At 57.0% G+C, this 18,285-nt stretch carries 19 protein-coding genes, 1 other RNA gene and 2 pseudogenes; 9 read left to right on the top strand and 13 right to left on the bottom strand.

Annotation, left to right across the window (positions count from 1 at the left end; genetic code table 11):
* The first annotated feature begins 94 nt into the window (after positions 1 to 94).
* From HY028_01180 to rnpB, 3 genes and pseudogenes are all read left to right on the top strand, one after another.
* Positions 95 to 235, top strand: a complete 141-nt coding sequence (locus HY028_01180) for a hypothetical protein (protein ID MBI3343484.1) — start codon at positions 95 to 97, stop codon at positions 233 to 235.
* Positions 236 to 271: 36 nt separating this feature from the next.
* Positions 272 to 573, top strand: a pseudogene (locus HY028_01175) (catalase).
* Positions 574 to 642: 69 nt separating this feature from the next.
* Positions 643 to 982, top strand: an RNA gene (gene rnpB / locus HY028_01170) — RNase P RNA component class A.
* Positions 983 to 1,020: 38 nt separating this feature from the next.
* On the opposite strand, the pseudogene HY028_01165 reads toward rnpB, so the two are convergent.
* A pseudogene (locus tag HY028_01165) lies at positions 1,021 to 1,202 on the bottom strand (IS5/IS1182 family transposase).
* Positions 1,203 to 1,222: 20 nt separating this feature from the next.
* On the opposite strand from HY028_01165, the gene HY028_01160 reads away from it, so the two are divergent.
* Positions 1,223 to 1,585: a hypothetical protein gene (locus HY028_01160; protein ID MBI3343483.1), complete on the top strand. Its 363-nt coding sequence runs from the start codon at positions 1,223 to 1,225 to the stop codon at positions 1,583 to 1,585.
* Positions 1,586 to 1,630: 45 nt separating this feature from the next.
* On the opposite strand, the gene HY028_01155 is transcribed toward HY028_01160, so the two are convergent.
* From HY028_01155 to speD, 12 genes are all read right to left on the bottom strand, one after another.
* Positions 1,631 to 2,530, bottom strand: a complete 900-nt coding sequence (locus HY028_01155; GenBank protein ID MBI3343482.1) for an HlyD family efflux transporter periplasmic adaptor subunit — start codon at positions 2,528 to 2,530, stop codon at positions 1,631 to 1,633.
* The gene (locus HY028_01150) at positions 2,527 to 3,243 is read right to left on the bottom strand and encodes an ABC transporter ATP-binding protein (GenBank protein ID MBI3343481.1); all 717 of its coding nucleotides are present in this window, start codon (positions 3,241 to 3,243) and stop codon (positions 2,527 to 2,529) included. The genes HY028_01155 and HY028_01150 overlap by 4 nt, the downstream gene beginning before the upstream one ends.
* 6 nt (positions 3,244 to 3,249) lie before the next feature.
* Positions 3,250 to 4,389: an ABC transporter permease gene (locus HY028_01145; protein ID MBI3343480.1), complete on the bottom strand. Its 1,140-nt coding sequence runs from the start codon at positions 4,387 to 4,389 to the stop codon at positions 3,250 to 3,252.
* On the bottom strand, positions 4,389 to 5,789 hold the full coding sequence (locus HY028_01140; GenBank protein MBI3343479.1) for an efflux transporter outer membrane subunit: 1,401 nt from the start codon (positions 5,787 to 5,789) through the stop codon (positions 4,389 to 4,391). Before HY028_01140 ends, HY028_01145 begins: the two co-directional genes overlap by 1 nt.
* A 292-nt stretch (positions 5,790 to 6,081) precedes the next feature.
* The gene (locus HY028_01135; GenBank protein MBI3343478.1) at positions 6,082 to 6,336 is read right to left on the bottom strand and encodes an acyl carrier protein; all 255 of its coding nucleotides are present in this window, start codon (positions 6,334 to 6,336) and stop codon (positions 6,082 to 6,084) included.
* A 19-nt stretch (positions 6,337 to 6,355) separates the two neighbouring features.
* Positions 6,356 to 7,576, bottom strand: coding sequence for a beta-ketoacyl-ACP synthase II (gene fabF / locus HY028_01130; protein MBI3343477.1), 1,221 nt, complete (start codon positions 7,574 to 7,576; stop codon positions 6,356 to 6,358).
* 48 nt (positions 7,577 to 7,624) lie between these two features.
* Positions 7,625 to 8,494, bottom strand: coding sequence for a hypothetical protein (locus tag HY028_01125; protein MBI3343476.1), 870 nt, complete (start codon positions 8,492 to 8,494; stop codon positions 7,625 to 7,627).
* Positions 8,495 to 8,533: 39 nt separating this feature from the next.
* Positions 8,534 to 10,354: an ABC transporter ATP-binding protein gene (locus HY028_01120; GenBank protein ID MBI3343475.1), complete on the bottom strand. Its 1,821-nt coding sequence runs from the start codon at positions 10,352 to 10,354 to the stop codon at positions 8,534 to 8,536.
* On the bottom strand, positions 10,354 to 10,911 hold the full coding sequence (locus tag HY028_01115; protein MBI3343474.1) for a GNAT family N-acetyltransferase: 558 nt from the start codon (positions 10,909 to 10,911) through the stop codon (positions 10,354 to 10,356). The genes HY028_01120 and HY028_01115 overlap by 1 nt, the downstream gene beginning before the upstream one ends.
* A complete protein-coding gene (locus HY028_01110; protein MBI3343473.1) occupies positions 10,904 to 11,494 on the bottom strand; it encodes a GNAT family N-acetyltransferase in 591 nt (196 codons plus the stop codon). Before HY028_01110 ends, HY028_01115 begins: the two co-directional genes overlap by 8 nt.
* A gap of 257 nt (positions 11,495 to 11,751) precedes the next feature.
* A complete protein-coding gene (locus HY028_01105) occupies positions 11,752 to 12,813 on the bottom strand; it encodes a fused MFS/spermidine synthase (GenBank protein MBI3343472.1) in 1,062 nt (353 codons plus the stop codon).
* Between the two features lie 3 nt (positions 12,814 to 12,816).
* Positions 12,817 to 13,299, bottom strand: coding sequence for an adenosylmethionine decarboxylase (speD, locus tag HY028_01100; protein MBI3343471.1), 483 nt, complete (start codon positions 13,297 to 13,299; stop codon positions 12,817 to 12,819).
* 270 nt (positions 13,300 to 13,569) lie between these two features.
* On the opposite strand from speD, the gene HY028_01095 reads away from it, so the two are divergent.
* The 5 genes from HY028_01095 to rsmH all read left to right on the top strand — a co-directional run bounded on the left by HY028_01095 (position 13,570) and on the right by rsmH (position 18,285).
* On the top strand, positions 13,570 to 14,751 hold the full coding sequence (locus HY028_01095; protein ID MBI3343470.1) for a HAMP domain-containing histidine kinase: 1,182 nt from the start codon (positions 13,570 to 13,572) through the stop codon (positions 14,749 to 14,751).
* Complete coding sequence (locus tag HY028_01090) at positions 14,715 to 16,121, top strand: sigma-54-dependent Fis family transcriptional regulator (GenBank protein ID MBI3343469.1); 1,407 nt, start codon at positions 14,715 to 14,717, stop codon at positions 16,119 to 16,121. Before HY028_01095 ends, HY028_01090 begins: the two co-directional genes overlap by 37 nt.
* Before the next feature lie 158 nt (positions 16,122 to 16,279).
* Positions 16,280 to 16,456, top strand: a complete 177-nt coding sequence (locus tag HY028_01085; protein ID MBI3343468.1) for a hypothetical protein — start codon at positions 16,280 to 16,282, stop codon at positions 16,454 to 16,456.
* Positions 16,457 to 16,756: 300 nt separating this feature from the next.
* Positions 16,757 to 17,215, top strand: coding sequence for a division/cell wall cluster transcriptional repressor MraZ (gene mraZ, locus HY028_01080; protein MBI3343467.1), 459 nt, complete (start codon positions 16,757 to 16,759; stop codon positions 17,213 to 17,215).
* A 140-nt stretch (positions 17,216 to 17,355) separates the two neighbouring features.
* Complete coding sequence (gene rsmH / locus HY028_01075) at positions 17,356 to 18,285, top strand: 16S rRNA (cytosine(1402)-N(4))-methyltransferase RsmH (GenBank protein ID MBI3343466.1); 930 nt, start codon at positions 17,356 to 17,358, stop codon at positions 18,283 to 18,285.

Genomic DNA, 18,285 nt, shown 5'->3' with positions numbered 1-18,285 from the left:
CTTGGGCATTTTGCTGAAGGAAATAGTTTAATCAGTCTGTATCAAACGGCTCTGTCATAAAGCGGGCAGAGCCGTTTTTTTAAAGGAGAACGACATGAACGCATTAACCTATATGAATCTGTCGCATCATTCACTGCTGATATGGCAAGCTTTTGCTTTTGCCTTAGCCAGTATGGGCTTGGGGCTGGAAGGTGCAGCAGCGAACGAGGACGATCAACTTTTCAGGCGAGCCTGATTTTTCAAACAACTTGTGCCGCACTGGTTTTAGGGTAAGTATCATTTCAAAGCCGAAGCGGGTATCGAAAACTGGACCGACGCCGAGGCCACCCGCATGGCTGGCGAGGACCCGGACTATGCCACGCGCGATCTGTTTAACCATATCGAGGATGGAAAAGAGGCGGCATGGACGGCCTATGTGCAGGTGTCGAGCAGGCCGCGTTTGCGCCATCCAACGTGGCGCCGGGTGTTGAATTCTCGCCGGATAAGATGCTGCAGGGCCGTATCTTTGCCTATGCGGATACGCACCGCTATCGCATCGCGACAAACTACGCGCACCTGCCCATCAACCGTCCGCTCTCCCAGGCGGACAATGAGACAGACTTGGCCCCGCTGTCCGCACCAAATCGGTTATAATTTGATTCGGGAGTCGGCCAGACAGTCGCTTCGCGCTTAGGCGCGGGGAGGAAAGTCCGGGCTCCACAGGGCAGGGCGCCAGGTAACGCCTGGGAGGCGCGAGTCTACGGAAAGTGCCACAGAAAATATACCGCCAGCTTGCTGGTAAGGGTGAAATGGTGCGGTAAGAGCGCACCGCGCGGGTGGTAACACCCGTGGCAGGGAAAACCCCGCCCGGAGCAAGACCAAATAGGGAAACGATGGTGCGGCCCGCACCGTTTCCGGGTAGGTTGCTCGAGGTGCACGGTGACGTGTATCCCAGATGAATGACTGTCCTCGACAGAACCCGGCTTATCGGCCGACTCCTTATCTTTACTACGGGGCTAGGGGTTGGAGATTAGAACCTGTTCAAGATCTCCGCAACAACAGCACCGGAAACGCTAAAGCCGTAAATTGCAGACCGGTGTTTAACTTCCGCTCGCCATTCCACCACAGCCTGCGGCACTTTTCGGGTTGGCAAAGGAACGTTCCACGATCCGGCGTTTGGGCAGTACGGCGAAGGTATGCAATTCGCTGCGCTTGGCCAACCGAGAATTTATGCTTTGTCTCGGTGGCGACCATCCAGCGATTGATCTCCCATAAGTCTGCGACGGGTGCCTGGGTGAAGGACGATGGACAAGTTGGTGCGGATCAACAGGATGAAGATGACACGCTTACGGTAAGGCTGGTAATGGTCGACGGGCAGCAAGATCACCAGCGCATGCTGCAGCAGTTCCACCGCAGGGATGCGCGCTCATTCCAGCACAGCAACAATTTTCGCGAGCAACAACGTAATCGGCAGCCATTAAGTACCAATCCAAAAGTTCCGAATTTCTCTGACGGCGTGGTGCCACGGTTGGACCGAGGTAAAGAGATATTTAAAGTGAGCCGCATCGCTCGCGACCGATGCGGCTCGCACCTCACTGCACCCTAACTATATAATAACTTCCGATCGCGGAAACACTTGTATAATTACCGTTCAGGGCTTGAAGCGCACCAGTACGTGCTGGCCAATACGTAGCGCCGTACCCGGCGGGAGTTCCAACACACTCTCAACATCGCGCATACCGGCGCGCGTATCCGGATTACCGACTGGCCGGCTCGGACCGAATACTTCGCTGATGCGCAATACTCGCGCGCTATAGATTTTATCGCCCTGGCTGTCTGGCACCACTTCGGCGCTCATACCGGGATGCACTCGATCAACGAAATCCTCGTTGAGCGCAGCCCGGACAATGCGCGGGCGGTCCGGCAGGAGCTGAAAGAGATCGTTGGGATTCTGCATCGAGAGGCTCTGCCCGACCTGTACCGTACGCCGGACGATGAGCCCGGAGAAAGGCGCGCGAATAGTGTTCAATTCGAGCTCATAGCGCGCCTGCAGCAAGCGTTGACGGGCCGCTTCGGTTGCGGCATCGGCTGCGGCAATCTCGGCTTTGAGTTCTGCCACCCCGCTCCGCGCTTCGTCTTCTGATTCAACGCTGGCGGCATTTTCCGCCACGGCGGCCGCAATGCGCGCAGCATGGCGCTCCGCCTTGGATAACTTGGCTTCGAGCAAACGTGCCTGCGCTGCTAGTCGCTTCAATTCCGCCTCGACCAGAGCCACGTTGATCCGAGCCTGACGCGGGTCCAGCATGGCCAGCACTTGATCACGGCTCACCGCGTCACCCTCTTGCACACGCACCTCCTGAACCACGCCGTCGCGCAATGCCCCGATGTGCACCAATCCACCTTCCACGTCCACCCACCCATTCGCCATGGCGGCATACGGAACAGGCGGCACATTAGCCCCGGTCTGCTCTTGGTTATCGGAAGAACATCCCGTGAGGCCTATCCCCAATGGAATGCAAAACAGAATGCAGCGCACAATACCCATGCTCATGGCAACGCTTCCTGAAAAGCCGTGCTTGGTCGTAAGTCGGTTAAAATTTTGCCGTCCTCCATCGTTAACACGCGATCAGCATGAGAGATCAACCTTGGGTCGTGACTGACGCACAACACGGTGGCCGCGTGAGTGTGTGCAATACGGTGCAAAATATCGATGACCATGGCGCCGTTAGCCGCATCCAGGGCACTGGTCGGTTCATCTGCAAACAGAAGGCTCGGTTCCTTGGCAAGCGCACGTGCAATCGCTACCCGTTGCTTCTCACCCCCGGAGAGTTCCGCCGGTCGAAAGTTCACACGGCCGGCAAGTCCGACCTCTTCCAACGCCACGAGGGCGCGCGCGCCGGCGCGCGCCGGGGACATACCGAGATAACTCAGCGGCAAAGCCACCTGCTCTAGCGCAGTCAGCGCCGGAAATAAATTAAACCCCTGAAATACGAAGCCGGTATGCTGTAAACGAAAAAGCTCGAGACCATTGTTTCTTAACTGCCACAGGTCCTCGCCCAACGCCTCGACGCGGCCCGAATCCGGCCGCAATAAACCGCTTAGAATGGCTAGCAAGGTGCTTTTCCCGCAACCTGAAGGCCCCGAGACCAAGGTAAGCTCACCGGGCTCGATGGCGAGCGACAAGTCGCGCAACACGGGGGTGCGAATACGGCCGGAAAGGAAGGATTTATTTAAATCTCTGGCCTGAAGTAGTGCGGCGGGCACGGTGTATTATCTCAGCAAGATTGACGGATCGGCGCGGCGCAGCGTGCGCATCGCCATGACGCCTGAAAACATGGCAATGCTCATGAGCAAGGCGCCACATGCGGCGGCGGTCACAGGACCGAGTTGCATCGGCACGTCCAGGCGATGCGCCAGCAACAACACCAGACCGCCCACCACTACGCTGATCGATAACCCGCACGCCCCTATCCATGCGGCCTGCTCCAACACCACCTTACGCAAGGCGTGGAAACTAACCCCTAGCGCTTGCAAGGTGGCATACTCGCGCAGCGTCCCGGCGACCGCCGCCATGAGCGTCTGACTGGTAATGACTACTCCCGCCAAAAATACTATCACGGCCAGAAACACTACACCCAGGCCGGCGCCGGTTTCGAACATCCAGTAGAATACCGTGCGGCGAGCGAACTCCCCGCCGGTCCATACGGCATACTGCCGGGGCGTGCCCGTATCACGCGGCATCAGCCGCGATTTTACCATCTCTGCCGCAGCGGGATCGCGTAACTTGACAAGGTAATAAGCAACCCAATCGGGCTCCTGCGCATCGCTGTTGAGATGTCGGGCTGTGGTAAGTGAAGTCACCACATTGATTCCGCCTAGCGCGCGCAGGCCGGAGGCAACACCGACAATGCGCACGCGATGGCCGTTGATTGTCGCCCTTCCCCCTACACCCAAATTGAGCTTGGGCAGATCGGTGATATCGACAATCACACTGTCCGGTTCAAGCAAGCGTTGCCGCGATTCCGGCGTCATCACGTCGGCGAACATCAATCCGTCAGAATGCGGATTGATGCCGGAGATAAGCACCGAAATTCCGCCCCGGTCCTTAGGTCCGCGCCAGTCTCCGCTCAGCCATTGAAACGGCTCGACCCGTTCCGCAGCGGGATCCATCAAGAGCTTCATCTCTGTGTCGGATGGAATCGGACGCCCAAGATCGATAGTTTGGGTTCCCGGATAGCCGACCCACAGGTCGCCGGCAGATTTGCGAATATAGACACTGGCGCTACCGAAGATACCCAAGACCAGTGCGAATTGCATCAACAGCAGCAAGCCGGAGAATGCCACCGCCAACATGGCCGGCAGAAATCGCCGCCACTCATACACCAGCGTCTTGCGGGCCAAGGCCACCATCAGTCGTCCTGAACCCCCAGCGGCGGCGCTCCACCCAATGCCTTGTAAAGAGCGATGAATGCCAATGATCGCGCTTCTTCGGCCTGGGCGCGTTCAAGGCGCGCATCCAACAGCGCCTTGTCCGCTGCAACGCAGGGAAAGCCATCGGCCAGTCCGTTGCGGGCAAGCACCTGAGTGGCCCGGGCGCTGCGCTCCAGGGAGGCGACCGCCTTGTCCATGCTTTCCACCTGCTCACGCAAATGTTCCAGCGCCGCCAAAACCGTTTCCACCTCGGCCACTCCTTCCAGCACGGCCTGACGGTAGGCCAGCAGCGTCGCCGAAAGCGCGGCATCACGCGCATTGACCACGGCCCGGCGCATACCCCAATCGAACAGAGGAATGTCGATGATCGGTCCAGCGGAAATAACTCCATGGGTCGTGCCCAGAGAATTGCCGCCGAGACGTGTGGAGAACGTCAATCCGCCGGCCAAGACTAAACGCGGATAGAGATCGGCGCGCGCCACCCCCAATTCAGCGGCGGCCTTGAGCACCTCCTGTTCGATTTTCCGAATATCGGGCCGGGTACGCAACATCTCAGCCGGCACGACGCCGATACGCAAGGTACCTAAAGTAGGCCGCGGCACAACCGCGAGCAACCCGGCATCCGGATGGTTCTCCCCTAACAGCAGTGCTATCTGTTGGGCGCTGCGGGCTGCCGCCGCATGCGGCTCCGCAAGTGCCGCTTCGGCCTGAGCAAGCCTTGCTTCGGCCTGGCCAACCTCGGCCTCCGAAGCGAGATTAAGGCGAAACCGCGAACGTATTAACGCCAAATGTCGTGTTTCTACTTCAACAAGCCTCGCGAGCAGCGTTTCACGCTCCTGCGCCGCGCGTAACTCCATATAACTGCGCACTACCTCCGCCACCACCGACACCTGCGCCGCCTGAACAGAGGCCGCGGCAATACCGACGTCCGCATCGGCCATTCGAAGCGTGCCGTCTCTGCGCCCAAACAGGCCGAGTTCCCACTCGGCGTCGAAACCGGATTGAAAATAGCTGGTTGTGCCGCTGGGGTCCGGCAGGGAATAAGTACGTACGCTGAGACTTGGGAGTAATTCCGCTTGCGATCGCCCCGTCAGGGCACGGGCGGCCCTGAACCGCGCTATGGCTTGACGCAAGTCTAGATTATTCTCAATCGCGCGCTTGACCAGGAGGTCGATTTTCGCATCACCGAACACCCTCCACCAATGCTTAAAGTCAGGGGCCGGCCCTGGTGCAGCCATAGACCCTGCGTTACGCCAAGCTGCGGGCGCGCCGCCCACCGGCAGCGGCGGCGGAGAAACACCCGCGCAACCTGCCAATAGAAGGATGGCGGATATACAAATCAGCGGAGCACGCCTGCAATGTAGTATTAATTTACGCATTGAAAATATCATGCCGTCGACCATCACTCTCAAGCGATGGAATCGATCGGCGTGATGAAAACACATCACGCCTTGGACCTTTGTAGCAATGCGTATACTTATAGTTACCCGACGGTACCGTCCCGCAAAGGGTGCGGTCATCGGCGCTTCGGTTAAATGGGCGACTGCGACCAAACCAGCCAGCTGAGGAGAGTCTACGAATGATCACATTATTTTACGACACCCATCGGTAGGAAATCTTCTTTCATGCGGCGGGCGAAACGTCGGCATCCACCCATATAAACACAATACCTTACGTCGCGGCACGCGCCTGGTGCTTGGCGATATAGGCTGCGATGTCGCCTATGCAGGTGATGTCGGTGGCTTTCTCCATATCGAAAGAAATTCCGAAGGCATCTTCTGCTTCGAATAAAAGCTGGACCACATCCAACGAATCCAGGCTGAGATCTTTAAAGGTCGTTGTCGCTTTAATTTCGACAGGCTTCTCCAGATGAACTTTCTCGGTGATAAAAGCTATAACTTTCGATTCGATATCCGCTGTCTCCATCGTTTATACCTTCTCATGTTTACTCTATGGTCGTAAAAAGCAGGCTTACGTTATTGCCGCCGAAACCGAAGGCATTACTTAGGCCAACCCGTACCTTGCATTCACGCGCCTTATTAGGCGTGTAATCGAGATCGCATTCGGCATCAGCTTCCTCAAAATTGATGGTCGGGTGAATCATACCGCTACGCAGGGTCATGATCGTGGCGATGCTGCCTATGGCCGCCGCGGCGCCGATGGTGTGCCCAATCAGAGATTTAGTGGCGCTGATGGCGATGTCCTGCGCGTGCGATCCGAAAAAATGCTTAATGGCGCGTGTTTCGATAACATCCCCCAGCGGCGTGGATGTTGCGTGAGCATTTATATAGTCGATAGCGTCTCTCTCTAGCGCGGCGTCGGCGACAGCCGCCCGCATCGCCGCCGTTTGCCCTTCCAGGTCGGGAGCTACAACATGGGTAGCATCGCATGAGCTACCGTAGCCAGCGAGCACTGCATAGATGGGCGCGCCCCTACGCTTCGCCTCCTCTTCCCTTTCCAATACCAATATGCCGGCGCCTTCCGCCATGACAAAACCGTCGCGTCCTTTGGAAAAAGGCCGTGACGCTCGCGCCGGATCATCATTATAAGCGATCGATAAAGCATGCAAGGCGTTAAACCCCGCCATGGTCAGCGGCAGTACGCATGCTTCAGCGCCGCCCGCAATAACCGCGTCCGCCTGTCCCGTCCGCAAGAGCTGTAGACCCGTGCCGATCCCATGCCCGCCGGACGAACAAGCCGTGCTGAATGTCAGATTGGGTCCCTTACATTGATGCTCGATCGCAATCCAAGCGCTTGCGGCATTCGACATGGCCTTGGGTACGGTAAGCGGCGGATGGGATTTATTCTGAAAATAACGCGCGGCAGAGGATTCAAAGGTGCCATAGCCGCCCATTCCCGAGCCGAGGCTCACGGCCAAACGATGCGGCGCATAAACGCCGAGTCCGCCCGCATCGTTGACCGCCTGATTCGCGGCCACCAACGCCAATTGGGCGAAGCGATCGGTTTGTTCGATACATTTCGCCGAGAGATGCGCGGCGGGATCGAAGCCGGCGACTTGACCAGCAATCTGCGAACGCTGTTGCGAGGCATCGAAACTCTCGATACGGCGAATCCCGCTGACGCCGGCAATAGCGGCTTTCCAGAAATTGTCCGTCCCGATGCCGATCGGCGATACGATCCCCATTCCAGTGACGACTACGCGCATAGTCGGCTCACCGTGTTAACCGTTCCGCCGGACGGCGATTAAAATCTCTCATTTCAGAACCCGTGTAATCATGTCGTCCTTGATGTACTTCGCCGGCGGATTGGGCGACCGGCGCAGGCGGGTCATCGGACGATGGCTCAGATAGAAAGTAGTGTGCGGGCCCAAAACGGGGAAGCGTATCGTCCATTGCATTACGTAGGGAAATAAGGTCGCCAGCAAAACCCGCGCGCGCGCGAACACATTTTTGGATTTCATGAACGCCTGCCGTGTCTCGTAGGGCAGGTAATCCCCATAGATCTCGAAAAATCCTTGCAGGATGCTGTCATCGAAGTCATCGGGGACGGTGACCACCGCCACCCCGCCGGGTGCGAGCTTGTCCGCCATGGCCTCGAACAATTGGAAGTGGCGTTCCAATGTCATCTTTTGCGGCTGCTTGGTAAACATCACTTCGATGTCGTTGATGATGACATCGAAGGGGCCCTCGGCTTTCAGAAACCATTCGATGGCGTCGCCGACGATCAACTCCAAACGCGGATTATGGAAAACATCCTCGTTCATGCGGACAAAGTCCGGTTGCTCGGAACAAAGCTTGATCACCCCTGGATCGAGTTCCACCTGGGTGAGTTTCTTGACGTCGCGAAAGCGCAGGATGTTCCGCGCCGCAAGCCCGTCGCCACCCCCGAGTATGACGCAGCGATCCACCTTCTGGGCCAACATCATCGGCATGGTGGCCACGTTCTCGTGGTACTTTGCTTCCTCTTTGGAGTGAACCTGGGGCCAACCGTTCAACTTCAGCAGGAGGCCTCCGCGTTCCTCAACGAGCTCAATAGTCTGAAAACGGCTCTTCTTATTCCAAAGCCCCTTTGGGGAAAGAGCTTTCCTGCCCTTGCTGGTCGCAACCTTCGCCTTCTTCGTCATAATTATCCCTCCGCAGTATCGTTCAAAGAAATAACGCTCCTAGAGGGGCGATGATAAAGATAAAACATTGTTCCCTCCATGAGGCTCATGGTGCGGCGTCCCCCACGACGCGGGAAATAAATCGCGGTAGGCCGGGAAATCGCGCCACACATGGGCCGGACTGTCGAAAGCCAATTGCCGGCCGGCATCCAGCAGCAAGACCTTGTCCACCTCGGTCAGCACGGTGAGGCGATGCGATACGATGAACGTGGTTCGACCCGCGCACAAACGCCGCAGCGCGGGCAAAAGATCGCTTTCATAAGCGACGTCCAGGGCAGAGGTTGGCTCGTCCAAAAGGATAACTCGGGCTGCACGCAGGAACAGTCTCGCGACGGCGATGCGCTGCCGTTCACCGCCGGACAGAAACACGCCCCTCTCCCCCACCACCGTCTCGTATCCCCGCGGCAGACCGTTGATGAACTCCCTGAGGCCCGCCGCGGCGGCCGCCTCGCGGATACGTTCCGGGGGAAAGGCAGAGCCCAACGCGATGTTCTCGGCCACACTGCGATTCAAGAGCAGGATGTCTTGCGGCACGACGCCGATGAAAGAGCGCCACGTGGCCAAGCGGATGTCGCGGACATCGATGCCGTCAACCGAGATGCGGCCTTGCTCCGGCTCTTGAATCCGCAAGAGCAAATCGAGAAAGGTACTCTTGCCGGAGGCGTTTCGGCCGACGACGGCGATCTTTTCCCCGGCCGCCACTGTGAAGTCGAGCCCGCTCAATGCCGGCTGGGCGGAGGTGGGATAGCGAAAGTGGACATTCGCGACCGCCACCGCCCCCGTGAGATCGGTGGGCACCAGCGCATCGGGCTTGTCTTGCGCATCGTGCGTCTCCGCGAGAAGATCATGAAGACGCGCGGCCGAAACGCTGGCATTCTGCAGGCGCAGAATCACGCGGGAAAAGCGCGATACCGGATCTGCCGACAACTGCATATACGCCATAAACGCCACGAGGCCGCCCACCGTCAGGGAACCGTGCAGCATCTCCCAACCGCCGACAACCAAGACCGTAATAACGCCCGCGTATTCCGCGAAACTCAGAAAGGGCGTAATCACCGCGCGCACCTTGCCGGTATTTTCCATATGAAAGGCATAGCGCTGCGAGGCCTCTTGGACGCGTTGCTGCTCTCCCCGAGCGGCGTCGAAAGTGGCAATGGTCCGGGCGGCGGCGAATCCTTCCTGCATTCGCGCCGTCATATCCGCCGTACCCTGCATCGCGCCGGACTGTGCCTTCCAACCGCGGCGCCCGATCCGATAAACGAACAGCACCGATGCCACCAGGAACAGCAGTACAATCAGCGCTAAGGTCGGATTGAGAATGAACATCGCTATCGTGAGTCCAAGCAAGATGCATACGTCGAAGGGCACTTCCGATATTAAGTCGAGAGTCGAATCCTGAAGGTTTTGGATATCGGTGATCAGATGCGTCAACATCTCGCCGATTTGCCGCTCGGCCAGGAAGTTCAGCGACTGGGCCTGCATGCGGGTGTAGAGTTGTTCCCGCAGTCGCGCCGTGCCGCGATAGACGACGCGAGTGTAGAAGCGGGTCAGCAGGGCGCTGGTCAGATACTGAGCGATCGCCACGCCGAGAATCATGCCGCCCATCCATACCACTTCCCGGAAAACGGCATTCACTGCCGCGGAGTTGCGGCCCTCGGTAATCAAATCGATCGCGATCTTCGCCATCCACGGCAGGGCGACGTCGGCCGCGACCATCAGCAGGATGAGCGCCATTGAAAACGCCATGACCCGCGGAGTCAGGTAGAATTCCTTGGCGATGTGTAAAAGCGGACGCAACCGCGGACGGCCGTCGCCGCGCATCAATCCCGTCCTTTCAGCTTTTTCATGGCTGCAAAATATTCCGATGCCAACAAGCCGAAAAAATGAAAATCCGTATAGCCTTCGGAGGATTTGACGTATGAACGCAGGCACGCCTCCTCTTCCGTCAACTTGCGGAATACCGAAAGCGCCGCTTCGTTGGCCCCATAAACGAAGGCGTAGACCTTGTGCAGATTCAGCACCCGGAAGGCGGCATGGCCAATCTTTTCCACGACCACGGCGGCGGCAAGCGAGCGCCGCAAATCCTCTGGCCCCACGAACACGATCACCTCCGCGTTGCGGCTGACCCAGTTGATCCACACGAAGTGGATCAGGGCGATCGGCCGCCCCGCCACCTCGACGATGAGGCCCAGGTTGCTGTCGCTAAAGGGATCACTGGACTCGAATAACGCCAGGGTTTCCTCCATCTTCGACAGCACGATGGTCTCATCCTCGATGGCCGCCCGCACGCCGGGATCCTTCAGCCAGCGGCGCAGGATAGGGCGATCGGCAGGAACGATACGCCGCACGATGATCTTTTCCAGGCCAAGCTTAGGCATGACGTTCCTCCGCCATCCAGGCGTAGGCAACGATATCGTGCAACTTGCCGTCATGGAAAAAATGCTCGCGCAGTACGCCTTCCTTACGAAATCCTAAGGATTCGATCAAACGGATCTTGTCCGCGCTGGAGGGAAGGACGAAACTCTGGATACGGGTCAGGCCGTAATCCGCGAGGCATTTGCGAAAGAATTTCCAGAAGGCGCGTGCTTCCTTGGAACCAGGGGCGGGATATCCCGCAAAGAAAACGAACTCCACATTCGCCAAATCGTGCTCGGCTTGAAAATCATGCAGGGCGAAATAAGCGACCGGGGACTCCGGCGGACCCAACACCCACAGGGGTCTCTTGTCGACTGCAAAATAGGTCTTGAACTTGGCCAAGCTCGGAAACGGCGTCGGCTCGTAGATGTCGATAAAAATCGGCTCCGGGCGCAACTGCAAGAACTGCCGATAAAAGACCGGGAAATCCTTCTTCTGCAAAGGCGTAAAGTCCAAAGATTTACCCGTCTTTGGAGCGCCTCTGACCATAAGCTTCTCAGCCCCGGAAAGCGCCATGCCACCTTTTTTGCTCGTGGATCTTTTCACGGACGATAACCTTCTTTCCCGAATGGCTCGCGCGAAGACTTGACGTCTGCGGGTCCGCGGCGTCGGCACAAACCGTTTATTTCCTCCCGGAGACAACTCATGTTGTCACTATCGCTGGAAGCTGCTGAAAAAAGAAAAAACAACATGCTCTTCATCATATCTATACCCGCCTCCACCCAAACGGCCGGCGGCACATCTCTCGCGTTACGACTTGCGTTGAATTTCAATTACCGCAGAAAATCCCGCCGCCGACCCCGTCAGCGCAAAGGTTTAAACTGAGCCTTAGTGGCGCCAGCCATTTCATCCGTAATATCTTGCTTAACATTAAACTCGAGTTTTATCTCATCCTCTAAAATAGGACCGGGCATCGCCAACAGTTGGCGCGTCAACCGGCAATGGGTAAAAGTCTTCTCCAGATAGGCGCCGTCCAGGTGAACAAGCCGGTCCGGAGCTAATTTCCGGGAAATAGCCGAGTCGATCTCATTGGCCCGCCAGCTATTCGGCGGATAGTCGTCACAGGCGACGACGAACCCCCAACTGGATAAAAACGACGGAATCGTCGCACTGTAACTGTGCACATAAGGAAATACCGTGCGCAAGGTGCGCACCAACGCGGCATGTTCCCGCGAGTCGCTGAAAGTGAATTCCAGCCCTTGGATCGCCACGATGAAACCCGGGTGCAAACGACGGCGCAAGAATTTGTAGAATTGTTGCGTATACAAAGCTTGTGCCGGACCATTATCCAGCATATCTACAACATCGATGATGACAACGTCGTATTTACCATCATGTTCCTCTATAAATTTGCGTCCGTCCGCGTAAAAAACACGCGCCCGCGCGTCGTCGAACGCCCCGCAATGCCATGTAGGCAGGTATTTACGGCACGACTCCACCACCTCGCCGTCGATATCCACCATGGTAGCGGTGCGGACGCTGCGATGGGCAAGCACTTCGCGCAATGATGCCCCCTCGCCTCCGCCGATGATAAGCACGTCCTTGGGATCGGGATGGCGCAGCATCGCCGGTTGCACCAGCAACTCATGGTACAGGGCCTCGTCGCTTTGAGCGCTTTGCACGGCGCCATCCAGCATCAGAACTCTTCCGTAGTTATAAGTATCCGCAATAGTGATGTGCTGATAAGCTGTCTGGCGCTGGTACACCAGCCGCTTTACTTTATAGACATGGAGATCCAGCGCATCAGGAACCTCATAAAGATTCACTTTTTCCTTTCCCGAAAACAGCGTTATGCGCTTGATGCTCGACTCGTTCCGACTCGTGTCCCCAACAAGATTACGCGGCATAGATAAAGATAATGACATGCGTCAATCCTCGCTTGATGTTCTCTCGGAGGCGATTGTTTCAACGGCAACCAATCGCTCATGTGTAGAGATGCTGGCTTTGTCACCCGGAAAACCCCCCGCCAATTCGCCGGATTCTCCGCGACCCACCTTTGTCACACTGCGCTTACGACAGCGGAATTGCGTGGCGAGATAGGCAACCGCCGCTTCACTGTCCAACGTATCGCCGCAAGTAAAGACATCGATTGCCGCATAGCGATGTTCCGGCCAGGTGTGGATGGCAAGATGCGACTCGGCGATAACCACCACCCCGGATATCCCGATGGGATTGAATTTATGGAACACGACGTCAACGATGGAGGCGCGCGCGTAATGCGCGGCCTCAATCATGACGTTCTCTATCCAGTCCAAATCGTCGAAATAAGCGCAATCACAATCGTAAAAATCGACAATGAGTTGATTGCCTAGGACCGGCGCCTTAATGTTCGCCTGTGCAATTTGATACATGCCCTGGCTCCTCCAATAAGATGCGTATAGCCGGCAACTTTGCCAGCGATTGCTTACAGTTTGCAGGAAGCGGGCCAAAATGTATGTTATTGTTGTTTATTACTTTATTGTTTTTAGTCGAAATGCATGGTCCAAGGCGCGCAAAACTTGTATACGTAATTGCGCGGTGTTAGACGGGGCGCTTCCCATTCGAGGCCGGCAAGGAACGATTTCTGAGCACCAAGGTCTCTTGGGTAGGGTTAAGCGCAACGTATAAGCTGCGAAATTCAAATGCCTCGGAAATTATTCTCACATATCACAAAAATCACCATCTCCTTTGTTATCTCCCTGGTGCTTGGGATCATCGTAGTGCTGATTGAGAGCGGCATCGATAACATGCAGGAAAAAAATGAAATTCGCGAAACCATCCGCACCCAGATCCAACGAACCGCAGACGTGTATCGCGCCACCCATAGAGACGCCGCCCCTGAGAAAGTCGCGCAATTCGTCAGCCGCTATGTCGAGCAAGTCCTGCCGGAGGAAGTGATCGCCGTGCCCCCGGCTTCCGCCAAGCTGACGGAACTCCAAGACGCACCGCTTTGGTCAATTAAAATGGAAAGCGGCAAATTGCAACTCTTCATCAATCCCAACTACGTGAACAAGGAAACCACGGTCGTGGATATGCGTGAAATCGTGGACGGAGTGCTGGCTTCGTTCCTGATATTTCTTGCCCTGTTGGCGTATGTGACAAAAAGCGAGCAGACCCGGCTGGAGCGCCTACTCCATGATGAGGAACGTCGGCGCCTTACCACGGCGCTGCACGAACAAGAGGCCTTCGCCCTGCTCGGCCACATGACGGCGACATTGTCACATGAACTGCGTACGCCGGTGGCCACCATATCCAATCTGGTGCAGAGCCTGCCGACGCGGATAGGCGACCGTCATTTCGTTGAGCGCTTTATCCAAATCTCTTATCAAGAACTTGAGCGCATGCAGCGCCTCATGGATAACTTGTTAATATACGGCAAAGACCTAAAGATTGATTATTCGTCATGGGTGGATTTAAGGGCTTTAATCAATGAAAATACGCAACGCCACGCACTCACCGTCATCGCCGATGACATAAAATGCTACGGCGATAAATTTTATTTTGATCTATTATTCGCCAACCTACTCAGTAACAGCGCCGAGGCGGGGGCCAGTGAAGTGCATGTGACTTTGCATAACTCCGAGGGAGAGGAACGAGCCTTAATCGAGTATCGGGATGACGGAAAAGGATTCCCTACCGACCTCGATTTGAAGTCATTGTTGTCGCCGTTCGTCACCACACGATCAAAAGGGGCGGGACTGGGCTTATATCTTGCTGATAAGATAGTACGCGCGCACGGCGGCGAGTTGGAATTGCACCGTCCGGACAAAGGCGCGAATTTCCGTATATGGCTGCCGGCCCATTCCGTAAAGATCAACCGATGATTCAACCCAACTTCCGCGCACTCATCGTCGACGATGAAGACAACTTCGCCGAATCGCTGGCGATAGCGTTGGACGACATGTTCGACGTTACCATTGCCAATTCCTTGGTTGCCGCGCGACAGATACTGGCCGAACAGACCGTCGCGGTGCTTTTGCTGGATGTGCGTCTGCCGGAAGGCAACGGGGTTGACTATGTGCACGAGTTCAAGGTTCTCCAGCCTAATACGATCATCGTGATGCTAACCGCGCACGCAACGGTGGAAAACGCGATTGCCGCGCTCAAGCAGGGCGCGGCCGATTACTTCACCAAACCGGTCAATATCCCCAAGCTAAAGCAAGAGCTGAACGTTTTGCTGGAAAACCGTCAATTGCATCAGCAGGTAAGGTCATTGCAACGCCAAATCGGCTCGCAGGCCGCGGCCGTTTTTAATGCCTCGCCGCTGGGCGCCATGAAGTATATTATGGAGCACGTGCCTTTGATCGCCCCCTTGAACATCCCCGTTCTCATCACGGGAGAAACGGGAACGGGGAAAGAACGCTTGGCGCAATGGATACACACCATGTCCGAACAAAACGGCGAACTGGTGGCCATTAATTGCGCTGCCTTGCCGCAGGACTTGGTTGAGAGCGAGCTGTTCGGCCACGTCAAAGGATCCTTCTCGGGCGCCGTCGCGAACAAGGAGGGTTTGATCGAAAAGGCGGCGGGCGGCACCCTGTTCCTCGATGAAATCGCCGAATTATCGGACAATGTCCAAGCCAAGCTATTGCGCCTATTGGAATCCGGCGCCTACTTTCGCGTGGGAGACGCAAGGGAGCGGCGCATCAGTTTCCGCCTCATTGGGGCAACGCACAAAGACCTGAGCAATCCCGCCAACGGCTTCCGCGCCGATCTTTTTTTCCGCATCAACGGCATATCGTTTGAACTGCCGCCGTTGCGGGAGCGAATACAGGACCTGCCTTTATTGGTACGGCTATTTATTGACGAAGCGAATCGAGCCTATCTAAAGCAAATTACGGAGATCGAAGCGGAGGCGCTGTCCGCATTGCAACGTTACAATTGGCCGGGCAATATCCGCGAGCTCAAATGGGTGATACACCGGGCCGTGGCGGTAGCGGCGGGGCCGTTGCTGACCGTCAAAGGCCTGGGCACCAGCCCGGAGATATTCCGTTCTCGCGCCGCGATGCCGACCGGTTCAGCGCCAAGTTCGGATAAAGCCGCCCTCAGCTTCCGCAATGAGATTGCGACCCTGGAAATCCAGCGCATCAAGGCCGCCATGGAAGCGACGGGCGGAAATAAGACAGAGGCCGCCGGCGCCCTCGGCATCTCGGTGCGTACCTTGCACTATAAGCTTAAAAAATATGGGCTTTGACTTTAACCACGCCTATGCCCTCCAAGGAAACGAAATCCCCGCCACTGTTTTAAACCTTGCTGCCTCGGCCAAGAGCACGATTTAATTGACCAATCCACTCCTAAACCGGATTGCGAAACAAGCCGCTACATACATCTTGAGGACATTCAACATCAAGCGTGGAAGCGGCTGGTGGAGGCCACACGGCTTCGGAGCGCGGCAAAGAATCCCTTAAACGCGCCAGCCGTCAGCTGTTGCTCCTCACCGCCAGCGACGGCATCCACATCCTCGATACGGACGGCAAAGTGGTCGAGGCCAACGATATTATTTTGCCGCATGCTGGGTTATACCCGTGAGGAAATGCCCGGCATGAACGTCAAGCAATCTGTTATTCGCTGACATGGTACGCCGCGGTGCCGTCAGAGTAATTGTTCTTAGTGTTTATTGTCACCGTCGCATTTTCGGCGGCCCAGGCATCGGCAACGGGGGGCGAAATCGTTTGACCTTGGTGCCCAACCCTTCACCCAAGCTCCCAGCCACTCATCCCTAGCGCCTAGCTCCAGCTTTTTCCTTGACAAGCAGGACTTTTCGTCCCTATAGTGGGAAAATGTGGTGTGTAGTGGGAATCAGTGGGATAACGGGCTGGGGAATGCGCTGTGTTTCGAGGGGTCAACACACTCAATCTGGACGCGAAGGGACGGATGACCATGCCGACCCGTTATCGCGAGCGTCTGCAAACCCAGTGTAACGGTCAGTTGATCCTCACCATAGATCCGGAGGAACGCTGCCTGTGGCTCTATCCCCTGCCGGTATGGGAAGAGATCGAGCGTGTATTGGACGCCCTGCCCGGTCTCGATAAGGCCTCGCGCCGCATCCAACGCCTGCTCATCGGTCACGCCACCGAATGCGATCTGGACGGCCAGGGCCGCCTGCTGCCGCCGCCACCCTTGCGTGAATTTGCCCGCATTGACAAGCAGGTCGTGTTGATCGGCCAGGGCAAGAAATTCGAGGTCTGGGACGAAGAGACGTGGAACGCGCGCCGCGATGGTTGGCTTGCGGAGGATGTCGGCGAGTACCAAGGGTTGTCCGAGGCGATGAAGAAGTTGTCGCTGTAGATGCAGGGACTAGCGAAGCGTGAGGAGTAAGGGGTGAGGGGTAAGGGTGAAAAGTGAGGCGTGAGGCGTGAGGGGTGAGGGGTGAGGAGAAATCTGCTTTACGCCTTACGCCTCACTCCTTACTTCTCACGCTTACAGCGATGACAACGCAACACCGTCCGGTACTGGTTGAAGAGGTGGTGGCCGGACTCGCCATCCAGCCCGGCGGCCTGTATGTGGACGGCACCTTCGGGCGCGGCGGCCACGCGCTGGCTATCTTGGCGAAGCTGGGAAGTGAGGGGTGTCTGCTGGCTCTGGATAAGGACCCGCAGGCGATTGCGGCGGCACAGGAGCAGTTTTTATCGGATAAACGATTCATGATTGAGCGGGGTAGCTTCGCTATGCTCAAACAGCAGGTGGAAAGGCGAGGTTGGTTGAGGAAGGTGAGCGGCGTGCTGCTGGATTTGGGCGTGTCGTCGCCGCAACTGGATGACCCTGAGCGCGGTTTTAGTTTCAGTCACGACGGCCCGCTCGACATGCGCATGGATCCGGAGTCGGGACGGAGCGCCGCCGACTGGCTGGGCGTGGCCCCGGAACGAGAGATCGTACAGGTGTTGCGCGGCTACGGCGAAGAGCGTTATGCAAAACGTATCGCCCGCGCTATTGTCCAGGCGCGCGCGGCAAGTCCGATCCGCACCACGAAGCAGCTTGCCGAGATCGTGCACGCCGCCCATCCCGCGTGGGAGAAGGACAAAGATCCCGCTACCCGCAGCTTCCAGGCGATTCGCATCTTTATCAATCAGGAACTCGACGACCTGGAGGCCTGTCTACCGCAGTGTGTGGAGGCGTTAGCCCCCGGCGGGCGGCTCGCGGTGATCAGCTTTCACTCGCTGGAGGACAGGATCGTCAAACGCTTCATGCGTAAAGAGGCGCGCGGAGGTGAATTTCCTCCCGGCCTTCCCGTTACTCAGGCGCGCTTCCACCCGAAGCTGCGCGTCATCGGCAAGGCGATCCACGCCTCGTCGGCCGAAGTGCAGGCCAATCCGCGCGCGCGCAGCGCCGTGCTGCGTATCGCCGAGAGGCTGCCGTGA

Source organism: Gammaproteobacteria bacterium (assembly GCA_016195665.1).
In the GTDB taxonomy this organism is placed as follows: domain Bacteria; phylum Pseudomonadota; class Gammaproteobacteria; order SURF-13; family SURF-13; genus JACPZD01.
This window is presented reverse-complemented; position numbering and strand designations above follow the sequence as displayed.